The 23,297-nt window shown below is 70.4% G+C and carries 24 protein-coding genes; 4 read left to right on the plus strand and 20 right to left on the minus strand.

The genetic code is table 11. The features are described 5' to 3' along the window. Positions 1-43: 43 nt before the first annotated feature. From cyoE to ACLFRB_RS01075, 4 genes are read right to left on the minus strand one after another with little or no spacing between them, the layout of a single operon-like run. On the minus strand, positions 44-973 hold the full coding sequence (cyoE, locus tag ACLFRB_RS01060; RefSeq protein WP_411067140.1) for a heme o synthase: 930 nt from the start codon (positions 971-973) through the stop codon (positions 44-46). Between the two features lie 12 nt (positions 974-985). Continuing rightward, positions 986-2,026, minus strand: coding sequence for a COX15/CtaA family protein (locus ACLFRB_RS01065; protein ID WP_411067141.1), 1,041 nt, complete (start codon positions 2,024-2,026; stop codon positions 986-988). A gap of 2 nt (positions 2,027-2,028) precedes the next feature. Further along, positions 2,029-2,652: an SCO family protein gene (locus tag ACLFRB_RS01070; RefSeq protein WP_411067142.1), complete on the minus strand. Its 624-nt coding sequence runs from the start codon at positions 2,650-2,652 to the stop codon at positions 2,029-2,031. Then, positions 2,612-3,382, minus strand: coding sequence for an SURF1 family protein (locus tag ACLFRB_RS01075; RefSeq protein ID WP_411067143.1), 771 nt, complete (start codon positions 3,380-3,382; stop codon positions 2,612-2,614). The genes ACLFRB_RS01070 and ACLFRB_RS01075 overlap by 41 nt, the downstream gene beginning before the upstream one ends. Before the next feature lie 77 nt (positions 3,383-3,459). Between ACLFRB_RS01075 and ACLFRB_RS01080 the strand changes: the two genes are divergently transcribed. After that, positions 3,460-3,675 (plus strand): twin transmembrane helix small protein, encoded by a 216-nt coding sequence (locus ACLFRB_RS01080; protein WP_411067144.1) that lies wholly within the window; start codon positions 3,460-3,462, stop codon positions 3,673-3,675. A gap of 18 nt (positions 3,676-3,693) precedes the next feature. On the opposite strand, the gene ACLFRB_RS01085 is transcribed toward ACLFRB_RS01080, so the two are convergent. The 10 genes from ACLFRB_RS01085 to ACLFRB_RS01130 form a co-directional block, all read right to left on the minus strand. Then, on the minus strand, positions 3,694-4,560 hold the full coding sequence (locus ACLFRB_RS01085) for a cytochrome c oxidase subunit 3 (protein ID WP_411067145.1): 867 nt from the start codon (positions 4,558-4,560) through the stop codon (positions 3,694-3,696). Positions 4,561-4,618: 58 nt separating this feature from the next. Beyond that, positions 4,619-4,753: a hypothetical protein gene (locus ACLFRB_RS01090; RefSeq protein WP_411067146.1), complete on the minus strand. Its 135-nt coding sequence runs from the start codon at positions 4,751-4,753 to the stop codon at positions 4,619-4,621. A 26-nt stretch (positions 4,754-4,779) separates the two neighbouring features. Further along, positions 4,780-6,351 carry a cytochrome c oxidase subunit I gene (gene ctaD, locus ACLFRB_RS01095; RefSeq protein ID WP_411067147.1) on the minus strand — a complete coding sequence of 524 codons (1,572 nt, stop codon included), beginning with the start codon at positions 6,349-6,351 and terminating at the stop codon, positions 4,780-4,782. Positions 6,352-6,403: 52 nt separating this feature from the next. Beyond that, positions 6,404-7,249, minus strand: a complete 846-nt coding sequence (coxB, locus tag ACLFRB_RS01100) for a cytochrome c oxidase subunit II (protein ID WP_411067148.1) — start codon at positions 7,247-7,249, stop codon at positions 6,404-6,406. 55 nt (positions 7,250-7,304) lie between these two features. Next, positions 7,305-7,805: a DUF2244 domain-containing protein gene (locus ACLFRB_RS01105; RefSeq protein WP_411067149.1), complete on the minus strand. Its 501-nt coding sequence runs from the start codon at positions 7,803-7,805 to the stop codon at positions 7,305-7,307. Positions 7,806-8,353: 548 nt separating this feature from the next. Then, positions 8,354-9,601 (minus strand): glycosyltransferase, encoded by a 1,248-nt coding sequence (locus ACLFRB_RS01110; protein ID WP_411067150.1) that lies wholly within the window; start codon positions 9,599-9,601, stop codon positions 8,354-8,356. Between the two features lie 4 nt (positions 9,602-9,605). After that, entirely contained in the window at positions 9,606-10,397 is a 792-nt protein-coding gene (locus ACLFRB_RS01115; protein ID WP_411067151.1) for an HAD-IIB family hydrolase, read from the minus strand. Positions 10,398-10,471: 74 nt separating this feature from the next. After that, entirely contained in the window at positions 10,472-12,967 is a 2,496-nt protein-coding gene (locus tag ACLFRB_RS01120; protein ID WP_411067152.1) for a sugar phosphate nucleotidyltransferase, read from the minus strand. Between the two features lie 67 nt (positions 12,968-13,034). Beyond that, positions 13,035-13,937: a methyltransferase domain-containing protein gene (locus ACLFRB_RS01125; protein WP_411067153.1), complete on the minus strand. Its 903-nt coding sequence runs from the start codon at positions 13,935-13,937 to the stop codon at positions 13,035-13,037. Between the two features lie 124 nt (positions 13,938-14,061). After that, entirely contained in the window at positions 14,062-14,529 is a 468-nt protein-coding gene (locus ACLFRB_RS01130; protein ID WP_411067154.1) for a hypothetical protein, read from the minus strand. Between the two features lie 73 nt (positions 14,530-14,602). Between ACLFRB_RS01130 and ACLFRB_RS01135 the strand changes: the two genes are divergently transcribed. Then, positions 14,603-15,331: a ComF family protein gene (locus ACLFRB_RS01135; protein ID WP_411067155.1), complete on the plus strand. Its 729-nt coding sequence runs from the start codon at positions 14,603-14,605 to the stop codon at positions 15,329-15,331. Between the two features lie 11 nt (positions 15,332-15,342). On the opposite strand, the gene ACLFRB_RS01140 is transcribed toward ACLFRB_RS01135, so the two are convergent. Continuing rightward, a complete protein-coding gene (locus tag ACLFRB_RS01140) occupies positions 15,343-16,293 on the minus strand; it encodes a dihydroorotate dehydrogenase (protein ID WP_411067156.1) in 951 nt (316 codons plus the stop codon). Positions 16,294-16,373: 80 nt separating this feature from the next. On the opposite strand from ACLFRB_RS01140, the gene ACLFRB_RS01145 reads away from it, so the two are divergent. Beyond that, positions 16,374-16,838: a tRNA (cytidine(34)-2'-O)-methyltransferase gene (locus ACLFRB_RS01145; RefSeq protein ID WP_411067157.1), complete on the plus strand. Its 465-nt coding sequence runs from the start codon at positions 16,374-16,376 to the stop codon at positions 16,836-16,838. 23 nt (positions 16,839-16,861) lie between these two features. Here ACLFRB_RS01145 and ACLFRB_RS01150 read toward each other — a convergent pair whose 3' ends face one another. Both ACLFRB_RS01150 and ACLFRB_RS01155 read right to left on the minus strand, forming a co-directional pair. Then, positions 16,862-18,115 carry a UbiH/UbiF/VisC/COQ6 family ubiquinone biosynthesis hydroxylase gene (locus ACLFRB_RS01150; RefSeq protein WP_411067158.1) on the minus strand — a complete coding sequence of 418 codons (1,254 nt, stop codon included), beginning with the start codon at positions 18,113-18,115 and terminating at the stop codon, positions 16,862-16,864. Next, positions 18,112-19,353 carry an FAD-dependent oxidoreductase gene (locus tag ACLFRB_RS01155; RefSeq protein WP_411067159.1) on the minus strand — a complete coding sequence of 414 codons (1,242 nt, stop codon included), beginning with the start codon at positions 19,351-19,353 and terminating at the stop codon, positions 18,112-18,114. Before ACLFRB_RS01155 ends, ACLFRB_RS01150 begins: the two co-directional genes overlap by 4 nt. Positions 19,354-19,509: 156 nt before the next feature. Here ACLFRB_RS01155 and ACLFRB_RS01160 point away from each other — a divergent pair, with 156 nt between their 5' ends. Further along, positions 19,510-19,926 carry a hypothetical protein gene (locus ACLFRB_RS01160; RefSeq protein WP_411067160.1) on the plus strand — a complete coding sequence of 139 codons (417 nt, stop codon included), beginning with the start codon at positions 19,510-19,512 and terminating at the stop codon, positions 19,924-19,926. Here the strand turns inward: ACLFRB_RS01160 and ACLFRB_RS01165 are convergent. The 3 genes from ACLFRB_RS01165 to hemE all read right to left on the minus strand — a co-directional run bounded on the left by ACLFRB_RS01165 (position 19,923) and on the right by hemE (position 23,255). Next, positions 19,923-20,618 (minus strand): HAD family hydrolase, encoded by a 696-nt coding sequence (locus ACLFRB_RS01165; RefSeq protein ID WP_411067161.1) that lies wholly within the window; start codon positions 20,616-20,618, stop codon positions 19,923-19,925. The two genes, ACLFRB_RS01160 and ACLFRB_RS01165, sit on opposite strands and share 4 nt — an antisense overlap. Positions 20,619-20,708: 90 nt before the next feature. Then, positions 20,709-22,103 carry an oxygen-independent coproporphyrinogen III oxidase gene (gene hemN, locus ACLFRB_RS01170; protein ID WP_411067162.1) on the minus strand — a complete coding sequence of 465 codons (1,395 nt, stop codon included), beginning with the start codon at positions 22,101-22,103 and terminating at the stop codon, positions 20,709-20,711. A 93-nt stretch (positions 22,104-22,196) separates the two neighbouring features. After that, positions 22,197-23,255 (minus strand): uroporphyrinogen decarboxylase, encoded by a 1,059-nt coding sequence (gene hemE, locus ACLFRB_RS01175; RefSeq protein WP_411067163.1) that lies wholly within the window; start codon positions 23,253-23,255, stop codon positions 22,197-22,199. Positions 23,256-23,297 lie beyond the last annotated feature (42 nt).

Below are 23,297 nucleotides of genomic sequence, written 5' to 3' on the forward strand. Positions count from 1 at the left end.
GGGTCGGCGGGGGCCTGAGGCGGGCTTCGGTGGCTCGGATCCTTCAGGCCAGGACGCCGCTCAAGAGGGGGAGGTAGGCGTCGACGAATAGGGCGGCGAACAGGGCCATCAAGTAGAAAATGGAATAGCCGAAGGTAGGCATCGCGTATCGCTCGTCGTCCCCGGTGACCAGCAGGGCCAGCGCCTGACCGAGGAAGCCCGCCCCCAGCCCCATCGCCCCCACCAGGTAGACCCAGCCGCTCATGCCGGTGACGAAGGGCAGCAGCGAGACCAGCACCAGCAGCACCGTGTACAGCAGGAGGTGCAGCCGGGTCAGGGCCACCCCGTGGGTGACCGGAAGCATGGGGATCTCCGCCTCGGCGTAGTCCCGGTAGCGGGCGATGGCCAGAGCCCAGAAGTGGGGCGGGGTCCAGGCGAAGATGATCAGGAACAGCAGCAGGGCGTGGGGGTGGACCTCCCCCGTCACCGCCGCCCAGCCCAGCACCGGGGGCGCCGCGCCCGCCGCGCCGCCGATGACGATGTTCTGGGGCGTGGCCCGCTTCAGGAACACGGTATAGACCACCGCGTAGCCCACCAGGGAGGCAAAGGTCAGCCAGGCCGTCAGGGGGTTCACCAGCCAGATCAGCAGGGCCATTCCGGCCAAGCCCAGCGCGAAGGCGAAGCCGAGGGCCCCCGTCCGGTTCAGATGGCCGGTGGGCAGCGGCCGCCGCTTGGTGCGCGCCATGCGCGCGTCCACTTCCTCGTCCACCACGTGGTTGATGGCCGCGCCGGAAGCTGCGCACAGGGCGATGCCCAGGGTCCCGAACAGGAAGGTCCCCAGCGCCACGGCACCCGGGGAAGCCAGGAACATGCCCACCATGGCAGTGAACACGATCAGGGCCACTACTCGGGGCTTGCAGAGCTCATAGTAATCCCGCCAGTGGGCCCGGACCTGCCCGCCCACCAGGGCCATTTTCGTCGGCGCTTGCGGCATCTCTTCCCCTCCCTACGCGGATTCCAGCCCCGTATGCGCCGCGGGCGCCGGGGCGTTGTCGGGAACGGCGCGGGCCGCCGGACGCAGGACGTGGTTCAGCACCACCACGGAAAGCAGCAGACCCGCGGCCCCCGCGTTGTGCGCCACCGCCACCGCCAGCGGTAGCCCGAGGACCACGTTGGCCACCCCCAGCCCCACCTGGCCCAGGAGCAACAGCCCCACCCCGAGGGCGGCCTTGCGCACCCGCGGGGAGCGGGTCCGCCGCAGCAGGGCGACCACCAGGCCCCCCACGGCCACCAGGGTCACCACCGCCCCGATCCGATGGACCAGATGGACGGTCATGCGGGCCGTGTTGTCGAGGATGCCCCCCTCGTAGTCGACCCCCAGGCCGTGCCACAGGGTGAAGGCGGTGCCGAAATCGGTCTCCGGCCACCACCGCCCCTGGCAGGTGGGGAAGTCCGGACAGGCCAGGGCCGCGTAATTGGCGCTGGTCCACCCCCCCAGAGCGATCTGGACGGCCACCACTCCGAGGGCCGCCAGGGCCCATTTCCGCCAGGGCCCGGGCTCCTCGACGGGAGCCGGGACATTCCCCTGGCGGAGGGCCAGCCACACCAGCAAGGCGAGGGTGGCCATGCCCCCCAGCAGGTGGGCGGTCACCACCAGCGGCTTGAGCAGCCAAGTCACCGTCCACATGCCCAGTAGGGCCTGGAAGACCACCAGGGCCACCAGCGCCGCCGGCAGGCCCACCGCCTGTCCGGGCTCGCGGCGGCGCCGCCAGGCCAGCAGCCCCAGGCCCGCGATCGCAAGGCCCAGCGCCCCGGCGAAATAGCGGTGGACCATCTCCTTCCAGGCCTTGCCCGGCTCCAGGGGCCGCTCGAAGCCGCTCCCCGGACCCACCGCCTCAGGCACCCCGAGCTTGCCGTAGCACCCCGGCCAATCCGGGCATCCCAGGCCGGCGTTGGATAGGCGGACGTACCCGCCAAGCACAACCACCACGAAGGCCAGGCCGGCGGTGAGGAAAGCGAGGAGGGCGAATCGGGATCGCGGGGTCATGGCTATCCGATGGTGGAGTGCTTGAGGAGGGATTCCAGGTCCTTGAGGATCCCCTTGGGCGGCGCCCCGGGCTCGTAGCGCAGCACCAGGTTGGCGTTGGGGTCCACCATGTAGATCCCGGCCGGGGGCTTTTCCCTGTCGCCGGCGTCGAAGGCTTCCAGGGAGGCCCCCGGCGCCAAGCGCCCTACCTTCAGGTTGGGATGCTCCTCGGCCAAGAAGGCCCCTTCCGGGAGGATGCCGTCCCGCGCGATGAAGAGGCGCTGGACCCGGCCGATGTTCTTGCCTTGGGCCTTGTGGGCCTGGCGCATGCCGTAGAGATCCGACCGGCAGTCCGCTCCGCATTGGCCGGAACCGATGTAGACCAGGGTCCACTTGCCCCGGACCGCCTCCAGGCCCAGGCGGTTGCCCTCGGCATCCAGGACCGGCAGCCCCTGCAGGGGCCGGGCCGGATCCACGAGCTGGCCGTGGTGGCCTGTGGCGTTGCCATTGAACCAGTGATCGGCGTTGGCGTAGAGGACCCCCGCGGCGATCACCGGGCCGACGAAGACCAGCAGCAGCAGCCAGAGCTGCGCACGGTTCCTGCCCTCAGGCGCCGGGGTGGTCCCGGTTGGCGACTGGGTCTGCATCACGGGACGTGCTCCATTTCGTGTTCACCACCAGAAAGATCGTGACCAGGGCCGCCGCCAGGGCGAACCACTGGACGGCGTATCCCACATGCCGCTGGGGCCCGAAGGACACCGGGGCTTCCCAGTCCCGCCGGTAGCCGTTGGGCTGGCCCTCTCCCAGCTGGAGGACCCTGCCCATTACCGGATAACCGAGCTGGTCCGCCATGCGCTCCGGGGCCACGTACTGCACCACGCGGGGCCAATCCCCGCTGCCGGTGTCCGGTGGACCCAGACGGAGTCCCACCCCGGGAGCATCCGCCAGGAGGCCCTGCACCCGCTGCGGCTCCTGGGGCACGGTAAGATCCCGAAGGGGCTGCCGGTCCTTGCCCATGGGCACCCAGCCCCGGTTGACCAGTACCGCCCCCTCCCGATCTTCCAGCCGGAGGGGGGTCAGGACCTGGAACCCGGGCCGGCCGTCCCGGATCCGGTTGTCGAGGAGGAACTGCCGCGAGCCGTCGTATCGCCCCTCCGCGGCCACCCGGGAGAACCCTGCCGAATCCTTGCCCTCCTGGGCCCGGGAAAGTGGGCGGGGGGCTCCCTCTTTGGCCGTTTCCCAGCTGGCCAGCAGATCCCGCTTCTGCTCCGCCCGGTCCAGCTGCCAGACACCGAGGGCCAGAAGAATAGGCAGGAGAACCAGGGTCGCCAGCGCCGGGACCGGGCGCGGGCGGAATTCAAGCCGCCCGAGGCGCACGGGGCTCCCCCGGTGTGGTCTCCCTGGGGTGCAGGGGTATACTGGAACCACCTTCAAGCGCCCGCCCAGGAGGCCCCATGCTGGTCAAGGGATTTATCATCGCCATCCTGCTCCTCATCGTGGCCAGCCTCGGCTCCGGGCTGTTCCACCTGCTCCGGGACAATGGCCGGTCCGACCGCACCGTCCGTGCCCTGACCCTGCGGGTGGGGCTCTCCGTGGCGCTGTTCCTCCTGCTCATGCTGGGGTTCGCCACAGGCGTCATCTCGCCCCATCCCGCGGTTCCGCCCCAGTAAGGCCGGGGCCGTACGGCCCTAGAGCCAGTAGACGAAGACGAACAGCCCCAGCCACACCACATCCACGAAGTGCCAGTACCAGGCCGCCGCCTCGAAGGCGAAGTGGTTGTCCTCGGTGAAGTGGCCGGCGATGGCCCGCCCCAGCATAACCAGGAGCATGATGGCCCCCACCGTCACATGCAGACCGTGGAATCCGGTCAGCATGAAGAAGGTGGAGCCGTAGATGCCGCTTTGCAGGGTCAGGTTGAGGTGGGAGTAGGCCTCGCCGTACTCGTAGACCTGAAAGGCCATGAAGAGGAAGCCCAGGGCCACCGTGGCTGCCAGCCCACCGATCTGCTTCCGCCGGTTGCCTTCCTTGATCCCCCAGTGGGCCCAGGTGACCGTGACGCCCGAGGAGAGCAGTATGAGGGTGTTCAGGGCCGGGATCCCCCAGGCCGCCATGGGCTGGAATTCGCCGCCCACGCCGGCGGGCCCGTTCGTGGGCCAGCCCGCCTCGAATCCCTGCCAGAGCAGCTGGTGGGTCCATTGCTCCGGCTCCGCTCCGCCCAGCCAGGGCACCGACAGCACCCGGGCGTAGAACAGGGCGCCGAAGAAGGCGGCGAAGAACATCACCTCCGAGAAGATGAACCAGCCCATGCCCCAGCGGAAGGACATGTCCTCCCGCGCGTGGTACATACCCTGCTGGTTCTCCCGGATCACGGTGCCGAACCATCCCACCATCATCAGGACGGTGATCAGCCCGCCCGCCACCATGAGGGTGGGACCGAAGCTCGCCCCGTTGAGGAGCGAGGCGAATCCGGCCATCAGCACGAACAGTCCTATGGAGCCGACGATCGGCCAGTGGCTCTGATGCGGAACGTAGTACCCGCCGTGTGCTTCACTCATTAGCCATCCCTTTCCTGGAGCCTGCCCGGTTTGGCTGGGGGCCGGGGCCGTTCCCAGCTCAATCCAGCCCCATGCTCAGAAAGAAGGCCACGTAGATGGCCAGGGCCAGGCCCGCCAGCACCAGGGCGGTGCGGACGGCGGCCCGTTTGCGCTTCCGGAGCTCTTCGTCGTTGTGGGCCATGCTTGCGCTCATGGGGTCGTCCTTATCGATTGCCGGATTCACTTCACTTCCGGCGCTTCCTCGAAGGTGTGGTAGGGCGCCGGGGAGGGCACGGTCCATTCCAAACCGCGCGCGCCTTCCCAGACCTTGGCCTTCGCCTGCTCACCGCCGCGCACGGTGCGCCAGACGATGTACCCGAACAGCACCTGGGAGAGGCCGAAGCCGAAGGCGCCGATGGTGGAAACCTGGTTCCACTCCGTGAACTGCATGGCGTAATCCGGGATCCGCCGCGGCATACCGGCCAGGCCCACGAAGTGCTGCGGGAAGAAGAGCAGGTTGACGAAGATGGCCGACAGCCAGAAGTGCCACTTGCCGAGGGTTTCGTTGTACATGTGGCCGGTCCACTTGGGCAGCCAGTAGTAGACCCCGCCGATGATGGCGAACAGGGCGCCCGGCACCAGCACGTAGTGGAAGTGGGCTACCACGAAGTAGGTGTCGTGGTACTGGAAGTCCGCCGGCGTGATGGCGAGCATGAGCCCGGAGAAGCCGCCGATGGTAAACAGGATCACGAAGGCCACGGCGAACAGCATGGGGGTCTCGAAGGTCATGGAGCCCCGGTACATGGTGGCCACCCAGTTGAACACCTTCACGCCCGTGGGCACGGCGATGAGCATGGTGGCGTACATGAAGAACAGCTGGCCCGCTAGCGGCATGCCCACCGTGAACATGTGGTGGGCCCAGACGATGAAGGAGAGGAAGGCGATGGACGCCGTGGCATACACCATGGAGGTGTAGCCGAACAGCGGCTTGCGGGCGAAGGTGGGGATGATCTGCGACACGATGCCGAAGGCCGGCAGGATCATGATGTAGACCTCGGGATGCCCGAAGAACCAGAAGATGTGCTGGTACATCACCGGGTCCCCGCCGCCCGCGGCGTTGAAGAAGCTGGTGCCGAAGAACTTGTCGGTGAGCAGCATGGTCACCGCTCCCGCCAGCACCGGCATGGCCGCGATCAGCAGGAAGGCGGTGATCAGCCAGGTCCAGACGAACAGCGGCATCTTCATCAGGGTCATGCCGGGGGCGCGCAGGTTGAGGATGGTGGCGATGATATTGATCGCCCCCATGATCGACGACAGCCCCATCAGATGGATGGACAGGATCAGGAAGGGGAAGGCGTCTCCGGTCTGCAGCACCAGGGGCGGGTAGATGGTCCAGCCCGAGGCCGGCGCCCCGCCTTCCATGAACAGCGTGGCCAGCAGCAGCAGGAAGGCGAAGGGCAGGATCCAGAAGGACAGGTTGTTCATGCGCGGCAGGGCCATGTCGGGCGCCCCCACCATCAGGGGAACCTGCCAGTTGGCCAGGCCCACGAAGGCCGGCATGATCGCCCCGAAGATCATGATCAGCCCGTGCATGGTGGTCATCTGGTTGAAGAACATGGGATCCACCACCTGCATGCCCGGCTGGAACAGCTCGGTGCGGATCACCAGGGCCATCACGCCGCCCACCAGCAGCATGAGGAAGGAGGTCACCAGGTAAAGGGTGCCAATGTCCTTGTGGTTGGTGGTGAACACCCACCGCAGGATCCCGCTCGGTGGACCGTGATGGGTTCCGTGCTCCACTGCCTCGCTCATGATCGAAAACCTCCCTGCGCAGCCGCTTCCGGCCACGTTCATCCGCCTGTGATCAGTTCTCCGCCTGGGCCACCTGCTCCTGGGAACCGGCCTTGGCCTGGTCGCTTTCCTGCTTCCGCTCCTCCAGCCACTGCCGGTACTCCTCCGGCGTCTTGGCCTCTATCACCACCGGCATGAAGGCGTGGCCCCGCCCGCATAGCTCGGTGCACTGTCCCCGGTAGACGCCGGGCTCGTCGATCCGGGTCCACATCTCGTTGACGAAGCCGGGAATGGCGTCCTTCTTCATGCCCAGGTCCGGCACCCACCAGGAGTGGATCACGTCCTCGGCGGTGATCAGGAAGTGAATCTTGGTGTCGGTGGGCACCACCAGCCGGTTGTCCACCTCCAGGAGATAATCCTCGGACTTGGTGGCCTCGTTCTGGATCTCGTCCACCGGGGTGGTGAGGTTGCTGTAGAAGTCCACCCCCTCGTCCATGTACTCGTAGTGCCAGTTCCACTGGTAGCCCGTGACCTTCACCGTCATGTCCGAGCCGGAGGCGTCCTCCATATCGATGAGAGTCCCGGTGGCGGGGATGGCCATGCCCACGAGGATGAGGAAGGGAATGATCGTCCAGATGATCTCCACCGTTGTGCTCTCGTGGAACTGGGCGGCCTCGGCCCCCTTCCGCTTCCGAAAGCGGATGATCGAATAGATCATGGTCCCGAAGACCACGATGCCAATGGCCACGCAGATCCACAGGATCAGCATGTGCAGGTTGTAGACCTCGCCACTCAGGGGGGTGACCCCCGTCGGCATGTTGAGGGCGTCCCACCCGGCCGTCGCCGGTCCGGAGGCCAGCAGCGGCAGGGCCGCCGCCAGCCGGATCCCCAGCCGTCCGATTCCGCGTATCTTGAACATGCGTCCTCCCCACTCCGATGGATGCTATTCCTGCGCGGCTTCCCCTTCCTTACCGCTACCGTGGGCCCCTGTCTTTCGGGTCCGACCGGATCGCCCGGACAAGATCCCGCGCCAGGCGCTCCCGCTCCTCATCGGTAAGAAAGGCCCCGATCTCCGTTTGCCGCCCGTAGGCCCGCAGGAATAGGTGATTGGTTCCCAGCCTTTTCTCCGCGGGCTCGAGGACCACCTGCACCCAGCTGCGCGGGAACTCGGTGCGCTCCTCGGGGCCCCGCCGTCCCCGCTCCACGGCCACCTGGTCCTCCGTCAGCCAGACCACCTCGATCCGGTTGGTCCGCAGCAGCACCAGGTAGAAACAGACCCCTACCGCCACCAGCGCCACTGCCGTGAAAGGCAGGATCAGCCACGCCCCGAGCCAGGCAAGAGGAAGCGCCACCGCGGCGCTGGCCAGGGCCTGAAGCCCGAAATACCGCTTGGCGCCCCGCCAGGAGAGGGAACGGTTGGGTCGAATGACGAATCGCTGGGCCTCGGGTCCCGAACTATGCTCGCCTTCGCCCACGGAGGTTCTCCCGTTCCCGGCATTGCGGAGGCCCTCTTCCCCTTCATTTGAAACGATCCTAACTCAGCTGTCCACACAAAACAAAACAATAATAAAACTTTTAATTAGTCAAAAGCTAAAGAGTAAATTAACGCGATTTGAATATTAGAAACAACTAACTTTCCTGATACCGCCTGTCCGCTCCCAAATGCGTGCGGTTTTTCAAATCGCCACATCTACAAATCGTACGAGCAAATAGGGATTAACTGTATTGACGGTTTTTCAGGGGGACAATGTAAGGGTTTTCCCTAATAAAGTCCGGCAATGCAAAGCACGGTCCGCTTTTGTTCAAAAAAAGGAGGGGAGGTCGGAGCCGGCCCTTTCCGGAGCCGAAAGGGGGTCGGAAGGTACCGCGCACGGGACCGGGTGAGCGTACCCGGCCCGGTTCCCGGTCTAGGCGGGCAGGAGGGAGGGATGACTGACCAAGTACGGCAAGGCGGTGGTGGAGGCGCCCGGTTCGGGAGGGAGGGATGCGGCCGGGCGCGATGCCCGGCCCTGGCGGGCCGGAATCAGCCCGGGGCGTTCTCCAGCGCCTGGGCATAGACCCCGCGAATGGCGGCGGCAACGGCCCGCCAGTCGAACACCTCGCGGGCCTTGCGCCGGGCCTGCTCCCCCATCCGGGCCAGACGTTGCCCGTCCCCGAGCAGTTCGCCCAGGGCGCGCCCGAACTCCTCGGCGTCGGAGGGATCCACCAGGTCCCCCTCCTGGCCCGGGTCGATGATCTCCGGGGGCCCGCCGTTGCGCGTGGCCAGCACCGGGGTGCCGCAGGCCATGGCCTCCACCGCCACCAGGCCGAAGGGCTCGTAGGGGGAGGGCAGGACGAAGAGGTCGGCGGCGGTGTAGTGGGCCAGGAGCTCGTCGAAGGACAGGTGCGGGAAAAGGATCACGCGGTCCGCCAGGCCGTGGCGGGCGATCCGCTCCTCCATGGTCGCCCGCACAGCGCGCTCGTTGTCGTCCAGCTCCTCGCCCCCGGCGGGCAGGAGGAAGCGGGCCCGGATGCCGCGCTCCGCCAGCCGCCGGGTGGCCTCGGGGATGGCGTCCAGGAGGAGCTCGTAGCCCTTGCGCGGGTCCAGCCGTCCGGTGGTGAACACCAGACGCTCGTCCTCGGCGAGCCCCAGCCTCTTGCGCAGGGCCGCCGGGTCCCCGGTGGGCCGGTAGGCCTCGGTATTCACGCCGGCGGGCACCACCGCCACCTTGGCGGGGTCCACGCCGTAGCGCCGCTCCAGGACGCCCTTCTCCATCTCGGTGAGGGCGATGATGCGGTCGGCGGCGGCCATGACGCGGTGCTCATTGGCGATGCGCAGGGCGTAGTTGAGGCTCCCGTCCTCCGGCACCCGGTCGCGCTTCTCCCGGCCCAGGGAGTGGGAGGTGAAGATCAGGGGACGCCCCGTGCGCAGGCTTGCCATGAGCGCGGCAGCCCCGCCGTCCCAGTAGTGCCCGTGAAAGACCTTGGCACCATCCAGCCAGCCTCCGTCGCGCCGCCACATCTCCTCCAGGAAGGCGGGGAGCACCGGAGCCATGTCCTCCTTGCGCACGAACTCCCCGCCGTGGGCGTCGACGCGCAGGGCCTCGGCGTTGGCCGCGATCTCCCGCCGGGGCTCCTTTCCGCCCCAGCGCCGGGTGTAGACCCGCACTGCATCCCCGGCCTCCCCCAGGGTGGCCGCCAGGCGGTGCTCGTAGACGCACTGGCCGCCGGAGTCCGGCTCCCCCGGCTCGGCCAGGGGGTCGCTGTGCGGGCTTACGAAGGCGATCTTCATGGGCTCAGGGCTCCTTCCAGCCGTAGTGGGCCATGCCCTCCAGGATGCCGGCGGTATAGGGGCGCCGGGCGAAGTAGATGCGCGCCCCCGGATGGCGGGCCTGCTCGGCGCGCAGGTGCGCGCGCACCGCCTCCGTGGCGTTGCCCACCAGGATCCCGCACACCCCAGAGAGGAGGGCGTCGGCGTCGTTGCCGCTGTCCCCGGCGAACAGGGTCCGGTCGCGGTCCAGCTCCAGGTGGCGGCGCAGGAAGTCCAGGGCGTTGGCCTTGCCGGAGCCGGGGGCCAGGAAGTCCACCAGCCCCAGCCCCTCCGTCTCGTCGTAGGAGACCACCACCCGGGCCGCCAGGCTTTCCTCCCGCAGCCCCGCCTCCAGCCGCCCCTGCAGGGCCGTGGCATCGGGCTCCCGGTCCAGGTAGAAGCTCACCTTGAGCGGCGACTGCTTGGCGGCCTCCTGCAACCGGGCCCCGGGCAGGGCTTCCAGGGCCCAGTCCCGCACCGCCCCGGCGTCGAAGCCCCGCTCCAGGGCCTTCTCCCAGGCGGGCAGGGGATGGGCCTGCCCCGCGGCGTAGATCTCGGTGCCCACGTTGCACACCAGCCAGTCCGGCTCGGAGAGCCGGAAGCCGGCCATCACCTCCCGAGCCAGGGCGTGGTGCCGTCCGGTGACGTAGGCGAGCTGGCGGGGATGGCGGGCGGCGGCCCAGTCCCGGAACCGGTCCAGGGCCCCCGGCTCCGCCTCCTGGAGCCCGTTGGGAAGCAAAGTGCGGTCCATGTCCGTGGCCAGCAGGCCGACCGCCATGGGCTAGCCCTCCGTCCTTTTGGGGTTGGGGACCCCACCGGCGGAGATCCCGGAGCGGGGATCGCCAGCCGCGCTCATCCAGCCTCCCGGATCATGCGCACCAGGTTGCGCCGAGTGCGCTCCAGGCGCTCCTGGACCTCCGCCTCGTTGTCCCCCTCCACGTACACCCGCAGCACGGGCTCGCTGCTGGCGGGCACCACATAGGTCCAGCCGCCTTCGGGGTGGCGCACTTTCACGCCGTCGGAGACCCCCTCCAGGTGGTCGGCGTATTCTTCGGTGAGGTGGCGCATGACCCAGCCCATGTCCCGCCAGGGACACTCCACGTCGATGGCGCCCGTGTGGCTGTCGTGAAGGTAGGCGGCCAGGTCCGCCAGGTCGGTGGTGTGGCGGGCGAGGAAGTCGAGCAGGCGGAAGAAGGCCGGCACCGCCGCCATGCCCAGGTAGAAGTGCTCGAAGTCCAGCCAGCGGTAGGGGCGCGGCCCCCGGTTCTCCGTGATGGTCTCGGCCAGGCCCAGCCGGCGCTCGCGCACCTCGAAGCCCTGAGCCGCGGCCAGGTCCCGGATGGCGTCGGGGGCCTGCGGCGGCAGGAAGACCGTGCCCCGCTCCTGTTCCGGGGGCGGGCCGTCGAGGAGGTAGGCCAGGGTGAGGAGGTGGTTGGCGGCGTTGGGGTCGTAGAGGTGGCCGTACTCGTCCAGCAGCCACATGCTGCGGGCGTCGGCGGAGAGGTAGAGGCCGATGCGGCGGTGCTCGCCGCCCAGGGCGTAGATCTCCCGCAGGCGCTGGCCGGGATCCTCGGTATCCCGCCCCTGGGGGCCGGTCTCCCCGGAGACGGTGACCGCCTCGGTCTGGATCTCGTCGAGCAGGATGTCGAGGACCCGGGTGCTCCAGCGGTTGCGGGACAGCACCGCGAGCTTGGGCTCCATGGCCACCAGGGCCTGGCGATCCAGCTCGGCCATGAGCTCGCTGACGTAGCGGGCCTCGTGGTCGCCGGTGGAGAGCAGCCGGCCCACGTGGTCGGCGTCCACCTTGGGGAAGTCGGCCCGCCGGTAGGTGGCCTCCACCTTGCGCCGGGCCTTGCGGGGCAGGGGATGGCCGTTGCGGTCGTAGAGCTCGATCACCGCCACCTGGGCGTGCTCCGGGCCCTGGCGCACGAAGGCCCCGCCCTCGAACTCGATGTTGCGGGCCACGGCGAAGCGGGTGATGGCGTGGCTGGAGACCCCCAGCGGCTCCACCTCGATGCCCACGGAGAGCAGCCCGGAGACGAACGCCTTCTCCAGCACGTGGGAGAAGGCGTGGGAGCCGTGGCCCACCACCACGCGCTGGCTGCGCCCCAGCCAGCTGCCGAAGGCCTTGCCGATGCGGGCGGCGGTCTCCGGGGTCAGGCGGAGGTTGGCCAGGCCGGCCACGCCGTACTCGCTGAACAGGGCGGGGCGGCCCACGGACTCCCAGACCACGTTCTGGTCGATGAGGCTGTCGGCCTCCACCTCCAGGTGCGGCCAGACCCGCACGTCCGCCTCGATGGAGACCCGCCGGCCCAGGTGGACGTCGTCGCCGAGCACGGCGCCCTGCTCCACCTCCACTTCCTGCTCCAGAAGGACGCGATTGCCGCAGAAGGAGCCGCGCACCTCCGCGTGCTCGCCCACGTAGGAGGAATCCAGCAGGATGGAGCGGCGGATCCGCGCCCCCGAGTCCACCTCCGAGTGACGCCCCACCACGGCGTAGGGGCCCACCACCGAGCCGCCGCGAAGGATGGCGTCCCGGCCAATCCACGCGGGCCCCTGCAGGGTGCAGCCGTCCTCCACGTGGGCGGTGCCCTCCACGTAGACCTTGGGCCGGATCTCCTCGCCGGGGATGGGCAGGTCCACCAGGCCCTCCAGCAGGTCCCAGGTGGACTGGGCGAGCTGGTCCACGTTGCCGATGTCGTTCCAGTAGCCCTTGGCCACGTGGCCCCACAGGGGCTCGCCTCGCTCCAGCAGGGCGGGGAAGAGGTCGTGGGAGAAATCGAACTCGGCGCCGGCGGGGATGTCCTCCAGGACGCGGGGATCCATCACGTAGATCCCGGTGTTCACCGTGTCGGTGAACACCTCCGAGGGTCCGGGCTTCTCCTGGAAGCGCTGCACCCGGCCGTCCTCGTCGGTCACCACAATGCCGAACTCGCTGGGATCCTGGACGCGGGCCAGGCAGAAGGTAACCAGCGCCTCGCTGCGCCGGTGGAAGTCCATGAGGGCGGGCAGATCGTAGTCCATCAGGGCATCGCCGCTGATGATCAGGAAGGGCTCGTCGAGGAAGTGGGCGCCGTTCTTTACCGAGCCGGCGGTGCCCAGCGGCTGCTCCTCGATGGCGTACTCGATGTTCACGCCCCAGTCGGCGCCGTCGCCGAAGTAGTCCTGGATGAGGTTGGGCCGGTAGTGGAGGGTGACGAGGATGTCGGTGATCCCGGCGTCGCGTACGGCCTCCAGGATGTACTCCATCATGGGCCGGCCCAGGATCGGGATCATCGGCTTGGGCATGCCTTCGGTGAGCGGGCGGAGGCGGGACCCCTGTCCGCCCGCCATGATCACTGCCTTCATTACCTCCCCCTGGTTGGCGGTGGGCTCGCGAACCTCCTATCCTTGTAGCATTCCCTTACACCCGTGCCTACCGCGTTCCCGACGCCCGTCCGATCTGGTCCAGGCCGATGCGGGCGGTGCCGGAGGCATCGGCGGCCACCCCGGCGCGCTCCGGGCGCCAGGCGTGGCCGTACACCACCTCGAAGCGCGCGGGCAAAAGACCGTCCTCCCGGGGGAGCGCCGCCTCCAGTGCGGCCAGCCGCCGGGGCGTGAGCAGGCCACGCGGCCGGTTGGCCAGGAGCGCCCCGCTGGCGGTGGCGCGGCCGTCGGCCAGCAGGGTCCGGAGGTCCGGGTAGGTAACGGTGAGGGTCTCGTTCTCCATCACCACCCCCTCGAAGCCGGTCCGCGATAGGGCATCGCCCACATCGTGCATGTCCAGGAACACCGGCATGTCTGGGGCGCGGGAGTAGCCGGCGGGCAGGGCGGCGCGCAGCTCGGCGAGGGTGTCGGGGCCCAGGGAGGAGAACAGCACCAGGCCTTCGGGCGCCAGGACCCGATGCAGCTCGCCGAGCACGGCGTCCAGATCGTTGGCCCAGGGCAGGCCGAGGTTGGACCAGACCAGATCGAAGGTTCCGGCGGGAAAGGGCAGGGCCCCGCTCCAGGCGGCGCAGAAGCGCTGGCGCCGGTGCCAGCCGCGGCGCTTGCGTGCCTGCCGGACCATGGCGGGGGCGGGGTCCACTTGCACCTTTTCCGCCTTGGGAAAGCGCTTGGAAAGCGCCCGCCCCCCGGCCCCGCCGCGGGCGTCCACCACGAGGATGCGGGCGGGATCCACCCGCATGAGCTGCAGGCGCTCCAGCAGCCGCCCCTCCACCTCGTGGGCCAGCAGGGCGGCCCGGTCAAAGGTGGGGGCGGCGCGACGCAGGGCGCGGCGCAGCGCCGCAGGGTCCACCGCGAGCATGGGTTCCGCGTCGGCGGTTGAGGTAGGGGGCATAAGCGCGTCTCGGGCCATTACGGGATATAGATGGGGGCCCCCAATGGCCCGTTCAACCCCCGGAACGCCAAGGGCCCGGCTGCCGCCGGGCCCTCCACCGAGGCTGATTCGCCGACCGGGGTCGTCAGGCGGCCTCGGTATCCAGGGAGACAGTCTCGCTATCCAGGTCGGCCTGCCAGATCTCCCACAGGTCCCGGATGCCCATCACCATGATGATCCCCACCACCAGGGCGGGGATGGGCAGCAGGTAGGCCATGCTAACCTTCTGCAGGAAGCCCACCGTCATCAGGCCCGCGCCAGCGGCGCCGTAGAACTGGTAGCCAGCCCGTCGGGTATGGCGGGCCACCAGACTGTGGGGATCCTCGGCAAAGAAGGAGTACAGGGCCATGGAGGCGCCGAACCAGAGGATGGAGGGCAGGATCAGGGCCACCGAGAGCACGGTGCTCAGCAGCCCGGAATCCACGAAGTAGGCCACCCCGGCGCCGACGGCCGCCACCATGCAGACCAGGTTGCCAATGTGGAACAGGGCCGCCCGGAAGCGAATCCGGGAGGAGGACATGAACTGGACATCGTCGCGACTCGCCTGGTCCATCGGACTACCCCCAAGCAGTAAAAGGCGATCAAGAGTATAACGGATTTCTAACGTTAATAAAGTTGGAATTTTAATGCAACTTAAAGTTCCCGGTTCCGGTCTCCCGCCCCGCCTTCGCGATCTTGTGGACCTGCTCTACCCGGTGCACTGCTTGGTCTGCGGGGAGGGGGTGCCCGGGCCGGTCCGGCTGTGCCCGGCCTGCCGGGGCGGGCTGCCGCAGACCCCGGAGCGCCGCTGCCCCCGCTGCGCGCACCCCGGCGTGGACCCCGAACGCCCCTGCGGGCGCTGCCAGCGCCGGCCACCCGCTTTCCACGCCGTGCACGCCCCGGGGGCGTACCGGGAGCCCCTGGCGGGCTGGGTCCGGGAGTTGAAGTACGGGCAGCACCTGGGCCTGGCTCCAACGCTGGCTGCGGTGGCGGATCAGGGCCTGGCGGACTGGCTCCACCTGCACCGTATCGACCTGCTGGTGCCCGTGCCGTTGCATCGGCACCGGCTGGCGGACCGGGGCTTCAACCAGGCGCTGTTGCTCGCCCGGCTCCTCGGCGCCCGCCATCGCCTGCCCGTGCGCGCCCGCGGCCTGGCCCGGACCCGGCCCACCGCCACTCAGGTGGGGCTCGCCGACCGGCACCGCACCGCCAACGTGCGCGATGCCTTCCACGCCCGGCCGTGGGCGGTGGCGGATCGCCGGGTGGCCTTGGTGGACGACGTGGTCACCACCGGCGCCACCGCCGACGCGGCGGCGCGGGCGCTGCTCGAGGCGGGGGCGGAGCGGGTGGGGGTGGTGGCGGTGGCGCGGGCCTGAAGGTTCGGGGCCTATTCCGCCGGGGCGAGGGTGCCCACCAGGTCGTGGACCGAGGCGAAGCCGTGGCGGGCCAGGTAGTCGGCGATGCCCGCGTTGATGTCCGGCACCACCAGGGGATCGTAGAACAGGGCGGTGCCCACCCCCACGGCGGTGGCACCGGCAACGAGGAACTCCAGGGCGTCTTCCGCCGAGGCGATCCCCCCCTGGCCGAGGATGGGGACGCCGTGCGGGGCGGCCACCTGATGGACCTGGTGCACCTTGAGCAGGGCCAGGGGCTTGATGGCCGGCCCGGAGAGCCCGCCCTGGCGGTTGCCCAGCACCGGGACGCGGCGCTCCAGGTCCACGGCCATGCCCATGAGGGTGTTGATCACCGACAGGGCGTCGCTGCCCGCCTCGATGCAGCGCCGGGCGTTCTCGGCGATGTCGGTCTGGTTGGGGGAGAGCTTGGTGATCAGGGGCTTGTCGGTGACCGCCCGCACCGCCTCCACCACCCGCGCCGACATGTCCGGATAGTTGCCGAAGGCGGCCCCGCCAGCCTTCACGTTGGGGCAGGAGATGTTGATCTCCACCGCATGGATGGGGGAGGTGTCGAAGACGCGCGCCACTTCCACGTATTCCTCCAGCGTGGAGCCGGAGATGTTGGCGATGTAGCGCGTCTCCTCCAGGTCCAGCTCCGGCAGGATGTCGTTCACCACCGCCCGCGCCCCGGGGTTCTGCAGGCCGATGGCGTTGAGCATGCCAGCGGGGGTCTCGTAGACCCGGTGCGGGGCGTTGCCCAGGCGCGGCTCCAGGGTGGTGCCCTTCAGGCAGACGCCGCCCACGTCGGCGTTGGAAAAGCCCGCCACCCGGGTGTACTCTTCGCCGAAGCCGACGCAGCCGGAGAGCAGCACCACCGGGCTGGCCATGTCCATCCCGGCGAACCGCACCCGCAGGGCGTCGCCGTGCTGCGCCCCGGCCGTCATGGCTGCTCGCGCCTGCCCCGATCGAGGGGGCGCCTCGGAATCCCTCCGGTCACCACGTTGTCCGCTCCAGAATCGTACGCATGTTCCATATCGTCCTCTACCAGCCCGAGATCCCCGGAAATACCGGCAACGCCATCCGCCTGGCCGCCAACACCGGGGCCCGCCTGCACCTGGTGCACCCGCTAGGCTTCTCCATGGACAGCACCCGCCTCAAGCGCGCCGGCCTCGACTACCACGAGCTGGCCCACGTCCACGAGCACCCGGACCTGGAGAGCTGCCTGGAGACGCTCGGCACCGAGCGGATCTGGGTGTTCAGCTCCCACGCCGGGCGGCGCTACACGGAGGCGGGGTTCGCGGGCGGCGACGCCCTGCTGTTCGGTCCCGAGACCCGCGGCCTGCCGGCGGCGACCCGCGACGCCTTTCCCCCGGAGCAGCGCCTGCGCATCCCCATGGTGCCGGGCAACCGCAGCGTGAACCTGTCCAACTCCATCGCCATCGCCCTGTTCGAGGCCTGGCGCCAGCAGGGCTTCGCCGGGGGCGCCTAGGGACCCTGTTCGTAGGGCGCCCTCTAGCCGGCCCCGAGCGGCTCGCCCCGCGTCAGGCGGTTGGGGGCGCCGAGCACCCCCATGCCCTGGCGCATGAGCAGCTTCTTCAGGGGCCCGGCACGGTCCACCAGCCCCAGGCCCAGGCTGCGCAGGTCGCCCAGGACCCGGCTGTCGTTGGCGAACAGGCGGTGGAAGCCATCGGTGTAGGCGGAGACCAGCCAGTTGTCCGGCCGCCGCGCCCGCTGGTAGCGTCCCAAGACCGCCTCGCCCCCCAGGTCCTCGCCGGCCAGATGGGCCTCGGCGAGGACTTCGGCGAGCTGGGCGGCGTCCCGCAGGCCCAGGTTGAGGCCCAGCCCCGCGAGGGGATGGACGGCGTGGGCGGCATCGCCCACCAGGGCCAGGCGGCGGTCCACGTAGCGCCGGGCGTGCTCCAGGCGCAGCGGGAAGGCGCCACGCGGACCGCCCACCGCCAGGCGGCCCAGGTCCGGGCCGAAGGCCCGCTGCAGGCGGTCCGCGAAGGCGTCATCGTCCAGGTCCAGCAGGCCCTCCGCCCGCGCCCGCGGCACGGACCACACCAGGGAGCTGCGGCCCCCGGAAAGGGGCAGAAGGGCCACCGGCCCGCCGCGCAGAAAGCGCTGGAAGGCCCGGCCGTGGTGGGGGCGCTCGGGATGGAACTCCGCCACCACGGCGCTCTGCCCGTAGCTCCACCCCACCGTGGGGATGCCCGCCTCGTCCCGCAGGGCGCTGTCACGGCCGTCGGCGCCCACCACCAACGGCGCGCTCAGGCGGCGGGTTGCCCCGGCCATGGTCAGGGTGAGCACCGCCCGGTCCCCCTCACGCTCCAGGGCCTGCCAGGCGGCGGGGCAGTACCAGTCCACGTTCTCCGCCTCGGCGGTGGCCGCCTGCAGGGCCCCGGCGATGGCGGCGTTGGGGGCCATGGCCCCCAGGGACTCCAGGCCCACCTCCTCGGCGGAGAAGGCGATGGTGCCGGCGTGGTCGCCGTCCCACACCACCATGCCCCGGATGGCCTCGGTATCCCCCCCGTTCACCTGCTCCCAGACCCCCAGGGCGCGCAGGATGCGCACGGAGCCTGCCGTGAGGGCGCTCACCCGGCGACCATCGCTGGAGGGCTGGCCCTCCGGCGGACGGGCCTCCACCACCGCCACCCGCAGCGGCGTGGGCGCCAGGGCGGCGGCCAGCGCGGCGCCCACCATGCCGCCGCCGATGACGATCAGATCGTAGGGACGGGGGTCGCCGCCGGAAGGATTACCGCTCATGGCCGGGCCTCCTCGATGAAGGGGGGAAGGGGAAGGCGGGCGGGGGCAGCCGGCCTGCGGCCCAGGGCCTGGTCCATCAACAGCCGCTTCAGGGGGCCCACCCGGTCCAGGAGGCGCAGGCCCAGCTGCCGGCCCAGGGCCAGGGGCGCCGCCTCGTTGGCGAACAGGCGGTTGAGCCCCTCGGTGAAGGCCACCACCCGCGCCGTGTCCCCGCGGCGGCGGCGCTCGTAGCGCTGCAGGACGCCGGGGTTGCCGGGGTCCCAGCCCCGCGCACGGGCGTTGCCCAGCTCCTCGGCGAGGGCCGCCAGGTCGCGCAGGCCGAGGTTGAAGCCCTGGCCCGCCACCGGGTGCACCAGGTGGGCGGCGTTGGCCACCAGGGCCGTTCGCTGGGCGGTGAAGCGCTCGGCGAGGCGCAGCTCCAGGGGGAACAGGGCCCGCTCGCCCACCCCCTCCAAGGCCCCGAGGGCCGGCCCGAAGCGCTCGCGCAGCCGGGCCAGGAGGGCCGCATCGTCCAGGGCGGCCACCTCGGCCGCCGCCGAAGGGGTCAGGGTCCAGACGATGGAGGCCCGCCGCCCCCCCAGGGGCAGGAAGGCCAACGGGCCCTCGGGCAGGAAGCGCTCGAAGGCCCAGCCGTCCAGGTCCCGCCCGCAGTCCACCACCGCCACCAGGGCATGGCGGTTGTGGTGCCAACCATGGGTGCCGATGCCGGCGGCGCGCCGGACGCGGGAGTGCTCGCCGTCGGCCCCCACCACCAGGCGGGCCTCCAGGTCCTCCGTCCCGTCGTCGCGCTCCACCCGGAGCCGGGCTCCGGCGGCGTCCCGCTCCAGACCGCGCACCGAGCCGGGCTGGAGCAGGCGGACGCCCCCGTCCTGTCGCAGGCGCTGCCAGGCGGCGGCCACCACCGCGCGGTTGGGCACCACGTGGCCCAGGGCCTCCACACCGGCCTCGTGCCGGTCGAGGACGGCGCGGCCGCCCCGTCCGCCGTCGGTGACCTCGATGCGCTCGATGGGGGCGCCCCCCTGGCCCACGATGCCGGCCCACAGGCCCAGCTCCTCCAGGATGGCCCGCGAGCCGGCGTTGATGGCGCTCGCCCGCAGGGGGGCCGGTTCCGGCCCGGGCTCGGGCGGCTCGCCGGGCTCCACCAGGGCCACCTCCAGACCGCGCTGGCGCAGGGCCCAGGCCAGCGTCGCGCCGGCCATGCCGCCGCCCACCACCGCCACGTCCACTCCTTCGCTCAAAGGGCTCCCTCCGCTGACCCGGCTCCGGATTGCTGGGGCGATTGTACTATCCCTGCACGGGCGGGGGCACCGCCCGGAGCTTCCCCCTGGAACCGGTGTCTAATTCAAGAACGGCAACGGAGCTCGGACGATTCCGACCCTACAGGGAGGACTGGCATGGCCATCAACGAGCATTGGGGCACCGGCTTCGAGGTGAACCGCGATCCCAACGCCGGGGTACGGCGGGATGCGGTGGCCGGGGAGGACACCACCTGGACCCGGGCCACCGGCAAGGTGGAAGCCTGTTCCGCGGAGGTCCACACGATCCGGCCGCTGACCCACGAACTGACCGTCGGGGGGATCCTGGGTATGGGCGGCACCCACCTTTACGTGCCGAGCAACGCCGACATCCGCAAGCCCGATGGCCGCCCCGTGCACCTGGAGGACATCCGCCCGGGTGACCGGGTGGCCGCCATCTACCAGGAGGTGGAGCATCGCCCCTTCGGCGTGGCCGACGAGCAGGGCCCCGAGCGCCAGCTGGAGGCCCTTCACCTAGTGGTCGCCCCCCGCGAGCACGGGGAGGGGGAAGGCTAGGCCTCCCCGCCCCGGACGAGGGCGGCGAGCAGGGCGGCGTCCACCTCGGCCGGGTCCCGCACCACGCAGTGGGCTTGCTCCAGCCCCGCGTCCCCCGCGCGGTCCAGGCCCACCACCCACAGGCCGGCGCCCCGGGCGCTGGCCACCCCCGTGGGGGTGTCCTCGATGGCCGCGCAGGCGGCCGGCTCCAGGGTTTGTCCCAGGCTCCCCCCCAGGCGCTCCACGGCCAGACGGTAGCTGGCCGGATCGGGCTTGCTGTGGGCCACGTCCTCGGCGGACACCACCACCCGGAACTCCTCGGCGAGGCCCAGCGCCGCCAGGGTGGGCTCGATCTCCTGGCGCAGCGCCCCGCTGCATACGGCCAAGGGCAGGAGCGCCCCCAGCCGCCGCACGCACTCCACCGCCCCCGGGATGGGCTCCAGGCCGGCGGCCAGCTCGCGGCCGAAGGCCGCGCTCTTGGCCGCGATCAGCCCTTCCAGATCCGCCTCGGCCAGCTCCCGGCCGCCCCGGCGGAAGGCCTCCCGGAACCCGTCCCGGTCGTCGAAGCCGATGTAGTGCGCCAGGTACTCGTCCCAGCCGTAGCCCAGGCCGAGCGGCTCCAGCACCGCCTGGAAGGCCCGGTAGTGGGCCGGCTCGCTGTCCACGATCACCCCGTCGAAATCGAAGACGAAGGCCTGCAGGGGAAGGTCCATAGGCGCGCTCGCTCGGCATGGGAAGGGAAAGGGCGAAGCAACCCCCGGTCCGCCCAACGGAGCGGGGGATCGGCGGAACCAAGGGTCCGCTCAGATGACCTTGGAGTAGCGCTGGGCGCCTTCCTTGGCGCGCAGGTAGGCGTCGAAGACCATGGCGATGTTGCGGATCAGCAGCCGGCCGCGCGGCGTAACCGTCAGGCCCCGCTCCCCCAGCTCGATGAGCCCGTCGGCGGCCATCTCCTCCAGGTCCGCCAGCTCGGCGGCGAAGTGCTCGGCGAAGTCCACCCCCCAGTCCGCCTCGACCCGGTCGAAGTCCAGGGCGAAATCGCACATGAGGCGGGTAATCACCGCGCGGCGCAGGCAGTCCTCGGCGGTGAGCTCGTAGCCGCGGAACACCGGCAGCTCGCCGGAATCCAGGGCTTCGTAGTAGGGCTCCAGGGTGCGCACGTTCTGGCTGTAGGTGGCGCCCACGCTGCCGATGGCGGTGGCGCCCAGGGCCACCAGGTCGCAGTCCGCGTGGGTGGAGTAGCCCTGGAAGTTGCGGTGCAGCTGGCCCTGCTGCTGGGCACGGGTCAGCTCGTCGTCGGGCAAGGCGAAGTGGTCCATGCCGATGTAGACGTAGCCCGCCGCGGTGAGGCGCTCGATGGTGTCGGCAAGGATGGCCAGCTTCTCCTCCGGCGCCGGCAGGTCCTCGTCGCGGATGCGGCGCTGGGGTGGGAACAGGTCCGGCAGGTGGGCGTAGTTGAACACCGCCAGCCGATCCGGTCGGGCCTCGATGACCCGCTCCAGGGTGTGGGCGAAGGTCGCCCGCGACTGGAAGGGCAGGCCGTACATGAGGTCCAGGGACAGGGAGTGGAAGCCTTCCCGCCGGGCGGCGTCAATGACGGCGAAGGTCTGCTCCGCCGGCTGGATGCGGTTCACCGCCTCCTGCACCCGAGGGTCGAAGTCCTGCACCCCCACCGACAGGCGGTTGAAGCCCACCTCGCGCAGGGCGGCGATGGTGTCGGAGCCCGCGGCGCGCGGATCCACCTCAATGCCGTACTCGCCGCTGTCGTCGTCGCGCAGACGGAAGTGCTCGGCGGTCTTGGCCATGAGGGCCCGCATCTGGTCGGAATTCAGGAAGGTAGGCGTTCCACCGCCCCAGTGCAGCTGGTCCACCGTCCGGTCATCGTCGAACAGCGCCCCCTGCAGCTCGATCTCCCGGAACAGGTAGTCCAGGTAGGTCACCGCCTTGGAGCGGTCCTTGGTGGCGATCTTGTTGCAGGCGCAGTAGAAGCACAGCGTGTCGCAGAAGGGGATGTGGAAGTACAGCGACAGCGGGCGCTTGGGCGTCTCCGCGTTGGTAGCCCGGGCCACCTCCGTGTAGGCCGCCGGGCCGAACCCCTCGTGGAACTGCGGCGCGGTGGGGTAGGAGGTGTAGCGGGGGCCGCTCTTGTCGTACTTGCGGATCAGATCGAGGGCGAATTCCACCTGCTGGTCGGCCATGGCCGTGTCTCCTGCGCTGCGCGGTGCGGGACCCGCCTGTATGGACCCGGGCGGCGGCCGGGCGTTCCCCGTCGGTTCGTCCGCGCGGCCCGCCTAGTCGCGCCGGCTGAGCTCGTGGACCGCCGCCACGAAGGCCTCGGCGTGCTCCGGCGGCACGTCGGGGTTCACGCCGTGGCCCAGGTTGAAGACGTGGCCCGGCTCCGGGCCGAAGGCGTCCAGGGTGCGCGACACCTCGCGCTCGATGCGCTCCGGGCGGGCGTAGAGCACCGTGGGGTCCAGGTTGCCCTGCAGGGCCACCCGGGCCCCCACCCGGCGGCGGGCGTCGGCGGGGTCGGTCTGCCAGTCCAGGCCCAGGACGTCGGCCCCGGTGGCGGCCAGGTCCTCCAGCCAGGGCCCGCCTCCCTTGGTGAAGAGGATCACGGGCACCCGCTCGCCGTCGTTGACCGCCCGCAAGCCGTTCACGATGCGCTGCATGTAGGTAAGGCTGAACTCCCGGTAGGCGGGCGGGGTGAGCACGCCGCCCCAGGTGTCGAAGATCTGCACCGCCTGGGCGCCGGCCTCGATCTGGGCGTTCAGGTAGTCGGTGACCGCCACCGCCAGCTTGTCGAGCAGGCGGTGCAGCACCGCGGGCTCGTCGTAGGCGAGCCGCTTGATGGTGCCGTAGGTCTTGGAGGAGCCGCCCTCCACCATGTAGGTGGCCAGGGTCCACGGCGAGCCGGCGAAGCCGATGAGCGGCACGCGGTTGTTCAGGGCCTTGCGGATGGCGGCCACCGCATCCGGGACGTAGCGTAGCTCCCCGCCGGGGTCGGGAATGGGCAGGGCATCCACATCGGCCGCGGAGCGAACGGGGTGGTCGATCACCGGCCCTTCGCCGGGGGCGAAGCGCAGGCCCCTGTCCATGGCGGCGGGGATGGTGAGGATGTCCGAGAACAGGATGGCGGCGTCCACCCCCAGCCGGTCCACGGGCTGCAGGGTCACCTCGGTGGCCAGCTCCGGGCTGCGGCACAGGCTCATGAAGTCCCCGGCCTGCTCGCGCACCCGTCGGTACTCGGGCAGGTAGCGGCCCGCTTGGCGCATGAGCCAGACCGGGGTGTAGGGGGTGGGCTCGCGCCGGCAGGCGCGCAGGAAGGTGTCGTTCTCGGGGCGCGTCATTCGCTGCATCCTGGACGGGAAAGGGGCACCGGCCCGCGGCCG

Origin of the sequence: Thiohalorhabdus sp., from assembly GCF_046545655.1 — a bacterium.
GTDB lineage: Bacteria > Pseudomonadota > Gammaproteobacteria > Thiohalorhabdales > Thiohalorhabdaceae > Thiohalorhabdus.